This window comes from Rhizobacter sp. P2_H2 (assembly GCF_056403375.1).
Window position 1 is genome coordinate 1 of sequence record NZ_JBFUFP010000380.1, and the last position, 4,784, is coordinate 4,784.

The 4,784-nt window shown below is 68.5% G+C and carries 4 protein-coding genes; all 4 read right to left on the reverse strand.

Translation table 11 applies throughout. The features are described 5' to 3' along the window. Nucleotides 1–1,727, reverse strand: a 1,727-nt coding sequence (locus AC1D15_RS18445; RefSeq protein ID WP_477827123.1) for a transglutaminase family protein, incomplete at its 3' end; no start/stop codon positions are given. Beyond that, a complete protein-coding gene (locus AC1D15_RS18450; RefSeq protein ID WP_465112120.1) occupies nt 1,728–2,570 on the reverse strand; it encodes a transglutaminase family protein in 843 nt (280 codons plus the stop codon). It abuts the gene before it with no gap. A gap of 21 nt (nt 2,571–2,591) precedes the next feature. Continuing rightward, nucleotides 2,592–3,578, reverse strand: a complete 987-nt coding sequence (locus AC1D15_RS18455) for an alpha-E domain-containing protein (RefSeq protein WP_047502107.1) — start codon at nt 3,576–3,578, stop codon at nt 2,592–2,594. A gap of 36 nt (nt 3,579–3,614) precedes the next feature. Further along, nucleotides 3,615–4,784 (reverse strand): circularly permuted type 2 ATP-grasp protein (locus AC1D15_RS18460; protein WP_477827124.1); only part of this gene is annotated, 1,170 nt, incomplete at its 5' end.

A 4,784-nucleotide genomic window follows, 5' to 3' on the forward strand; every position in this document is an offset into this window, starting at 1 on the left:
CTCCCACCCTGCGCATGGCGCAGCCGGCGGTACGGCGGCAGCGGCGCGAACGGCTGCGATTGATCTGGCGGATGCACCCATGGCAGGTCGGCGTCCCTGGCCCAGGGCTGCGAATCGAGCGGCAGCCGGTAGCCCATCGCCGAATCGCCCGGGATCAGGTAGCAGCGCTCGGCGCGCAGGAACCACGGGCCGGTCTGCCAGCGCGGGCCGTTCTTCGCCGGGTTGCGGGCGATCGGGAAGACATGCCCGACCACCTTGTCGAGGCCCTGGGTGAACACCTTGCGCAGGCGCTCACGCTCCAGCGCATCGGAGAGCTTCGCATCGAACGGGTCGACGTTGGCCGGCAGCTTGCGCTCGCGCCACAGGTAGTACCAGACGTCCTCATAGGCCGGGAACACATGCTTGCCGTCCAGCCCGAGGCGCTGCGCGACGCCCTCGAGGAACTTCTGCGCCTGCACGTCGGTGACGCCGTAGTCCTTGTGTTCGTCGGCGAACAGCTCGGGGTGCGTCCACACCGGTTCGCGGTCCTTGCGCCAGAACAGGTTCAGCGACCAGCGCGGCAGCTGCTCGCCCGGGTACCACTTGCCCTGGCCGTAGTGCAGCAGCCCGCCGTCGCCGTACTTGCGGCGCAGCCTGTCCATCAGGTCGGCGCTCAGCAGCCGCTTGGTCGGCCCCATCGCGTCGGTGTTCCATTCGGCGCCGTCGCGGTCGTCCACCGAGACGAAGGTCGGCTCGCCGCCCTGCGTCAGCCGCACGTCGTGGCGGCGCAGGTCGTCGTCGACGCGGTGGCCCATCGCCTCGATCTCGCCCCACTGCGCATCGCTGTACGGCAGCGTCACGCGCGGCGCCTCCCAGATGCGCGTGACCTTCATCGTGTGCTCGAACTCGGTCTCGCACTCGTCCAGCGCGCCGCTCACCGGCGCGGCCGACGACGGTTCCGGCGAGCACGCGAGCGGGATGTGGCCCTCGCCGGCCAGCAGGCCCGACGTCGGGTCCAGGCCGATCCAGCCGGCGCCCGGCAGGTAGACCTCGCACCAGGCATGCAGGTCGGTGAAGTCGACCTCGGTGCCGCTCGGGCCGTCGAGCGATTTCACGTCGCTCTTCAGCTGGATCAGGTAGCCCGACACGAAGCGCGACGCGAAGCCCAGGTGGCGCAGGATCTGCACCAGCAGCCAGCCGGAGTCGCGGCACGAGCCGCTCGCATTGACCAGCGTCTGCTCCGGCGTCTGCACACCCGGCTCCATGCGGATCAGGTAGCCGATGTCCTTCTGCAGCCGCTGGTTCAGCGCGACCAGGAAGTTGGTGGTCTGCATCTTCTCGCGCGAGATGCTGGCCAGGTACTTCTCGAAGGCCGGCGTCAGCGGCGCCTTGTGGCGGTACGGCTCCAGCTCGGTCGCGAGCGACGCGTCGTACTCGAACGGGAAATGCTCGGCCGCCGGTTCGAGGAAGAAATCGAACGGGTTCAGCACCGACATCTCGACCACCAGGTCGACCTCGATGCGGAACGACGTGGTCTTGTCCGGGAACACCAGCCGGGCCAGGTAGTTCGACTGCGGATCCTGCTGCCAGTTGATGAAGTGCGTTGCCGGCTCGATGCGCATCGAGTAGCTCAGCACCCGGGTGCGCGAATGCGGCGCCGGCCGCAGCCGGATGGTCTGCGGGCCCAGGTTGATCGGCCGGTCGTACCGGTAGTGGGTCACGTGGTTGAGCGCGACATGGATGGACATTCAAGGCTCCTGGGCGGTGAGCACGGCGGTTTCGGGAAGGGTCTCGGGGACGTCGGGCAGGACGCCGATGTCCACGCTGACCCGCATCGTCTCGTCGCCGCCGCCTTCGCGCACGCCGCGGATCGGCGAGCAGGCGGCGTAGTCGGGGCCGACGGCCAGGCGCACGTGGCGCTCGTCCATCAGGCAGCGGTGCGTGATGTCGACGCTGAGCCAGCGCCTCGCGGCCCGGTCGACGCAGACGTCGACCCAGGCATGGCTTGCGAGGCTGGGCGCTTCGGGCGCGTGGAAATAGCCGCTGACATAGCGCGCCGGCACGCCGGCGGCGCGGCAGGCGGCGATGAAGACATGCGCCTGGTCCTGGCAGACGCCGGCACCGAGCGCGAGCGCCTCGGCGGCGCTGGTGCGGGTGGTGGTCCTGCCGCCCTCGTAGGCGATGCGGTCGGCCACGTCGAGGGCCAGCGCGAGCGCACGCGCTTCATCGGCCGGGCCGTCGAGGTGGCGGCGGCCGAGCGCGGCGAGCGCGCCGGTCGCCGTTGTCAGCGGCGTCGCGCGCAGGTAGAACTCCGGCGCGATGCAGGCATCGACCAGCGCAGGCGAGGCATGCGTGCGCACGACGCCCGAGGCCCGCACCACGCCGCGGTACGTGCGCTGGCGCAGGCTCCAGGTGTGGGCGAGGTTGCCGAAGCCATCGCGCTGCGCGAACAGCTGGCCGGGCGCGGACAGGTTCCAGTCGAGCACCGTCTGGTGCGCGCTCGCCTGGGGCGTGAGGCACAACGACTGCAGCGCGTACTGCAGCGGCGCGCTGTAGTCGTAGTGCGTGACGTGCCGGATATCGAGTTTCATCCTGTGCCGGTCATGCGGCAGTCATGCCGCAACAGGCACCAGGAAGTCCCGGCTGATGCCCACCCCCAGCGTGCCGACGCGTTCGAGGAACTGCGTGAGGAAGGCATGCAGCCCGGTGGCGAGGATCTCGTCGATGCGGCCGAAGCGCAGGTCGGCCTGCAGGCGGCCGGCGCGGCGCAGCGTGTCCGACGATTGCTCGTTGGCCACCTGGCGCAGGTTGTTGACGACCTCGTCCATGCAGGCCGCGAGCGAACGCGGCATGTCGGCGCGCAGGATCAGCAGCTCGGCCACCTTCTCGGGCTTGATCACGTTGCGGTAGGCCTTGCGGTAGACCTCGAAGCCGGACACCGAGCGCAGGATCGCCGACCAGTGGTAGAAGTCGTACTCCTGGTCCTTGCCGTTGTTGCCGTTGCCGTTGCTGCCCATCGAGCCGGTGCCGAAGAACTCGCTCTCGACCGCGTGGAACTTCACGTCGAGCATGCGGGCGGTGTTGTCGGCGCGCTCCAGGAAGCTGCCGATGCGCAGGAAGTGGAAGGCCTCGTCCTGCAGCATCGTACCCACCGTCACGCCGCGCGACAGGTGCGAGCGGAACTTGACCCATTCGAAGCCCTCGCCGGGATCCTTCTGGAAGGTCTTGTGGCGCAGCATGCGCTGGAACTCGAGCCAGGTCTGGTTCTGCGTCTCCCAGACCTCGGTGGTCAGCGTGCCGCGCACCGCGCGGGCGTTCTCGCGCGCGGCCATCAGGCAGCTGTAGATGCTCGACGGGTTGCGCTCGTCGCTCACCATGTAGTCCATCACCTTGCGGGCATCGATCTCGCCGTAGCGCGACGCGTAGTCGTGGCTCAGCTCGGAGATGCTCAGCAGCCCCTTCCAGCCGTTGGCCGCGGCATCGGCCGACTGCGGCAGCAGCGAGGTCTGGTAGTTGACGTCCAGCATGCGGGCGGTGTTCTCCGCGCGCTCCATGTAGCGGGCCATCCAGAAAAGATGATCGGCGGTTCTCGACAGCATGTTCTTGATCTCCCTTTGTCTCAGGCGTCCATGTCTTCAAGCTTCCAGCACCCAGGTGTCCTTGGTCCCGCCGCCCTGCGACGAGTTGACGACCAGCGACCCTTCCTTCAGCGCGACGCGCGTCAGCCCGCCCGGCACCATCTGCACCGTCTTGCCGCTCAGCACGAACGGGCGCAGGTCGATGTGGCGCGGCGCGATGCCGCTGTCGACGAAGGTCGGGCAGGTCGACAGGCTCAGCGTGGGCTGCGCGATGTAGCCGGCGGGGTTGGCCTCGAGGGCCTTGCGGAAATCGGCGATCTCGTCCTTGGTGGCGGCCGGCCCGACCAGCATGCCGTAGCCGCCGGCGCCGTGCACCTCCTTCACGACCAGCTCGCCGAGGTGCGCCAGCACGTATTTCAGGTCTTCCGCATCGCGGCACTGGTAGGTGGGCACGTTGTTCAGGATCGGCTTCTCGCCGAGGTAGAACTCGATCATCTTCGGCACGTACGGGTAGATCGACTTGTCGTCGGCCACGCCGGTGCCGATGGCATTCGACAGCGTCACGTTGCCGGCGCGGTAGACGCTGAGCAGCCCGGCGCAGCCGAGCGTCGAATCGGGGCGGAAGGCCAGCGGGTCGAGGAAGTCGTCGTCGACGCGGCGGTAGATCACATCGACCCGCTTCGGCCCCTGCGTCGTGCGCATGTAGACGAAGTTGTCCTTGACGAACAGGTCCTGGCCCTCGACCAGCTCGACGCCCATCTGCTGCGCCAGGAAGGCGTGCTCGAAGTACGCGCTGTTGTACATGCCGGGCGTCAGCACGACAACGGTCGGGTCGTTGACCGCGGCCGGCGCGACCGCGCGCAGGGTTTCGAGCAGCAGGTCGGGGTAGTGCGCGACCGGCGCGACGCGGTGCTGGCTGAACAGGTCGGGGAACAGCCGCATCATCATCTTGCGGTTCTCGAGCATGTAGCTCACGCCGCTGGGCACGCGCAGGTTGTCCTCGAGCACGTAGTACGAGCCGCTGCCGTCGGGGTTGGCGGCGCGCACGATGTCGATGCCGGAGATGTGCGAGTAGACGCCGCCGGGCACGTCGACGCCCATCATCTCGGGGCGGAACTGCGCATTCTTGAAGATCTGCTCGCCGGGGACGATGCCGGCCTTGATGATCTCCTGGCCGTGGTAGACGTCGTGGATGAAGCGGTTCAGCGCGGTCACGCGCTGGCGCAG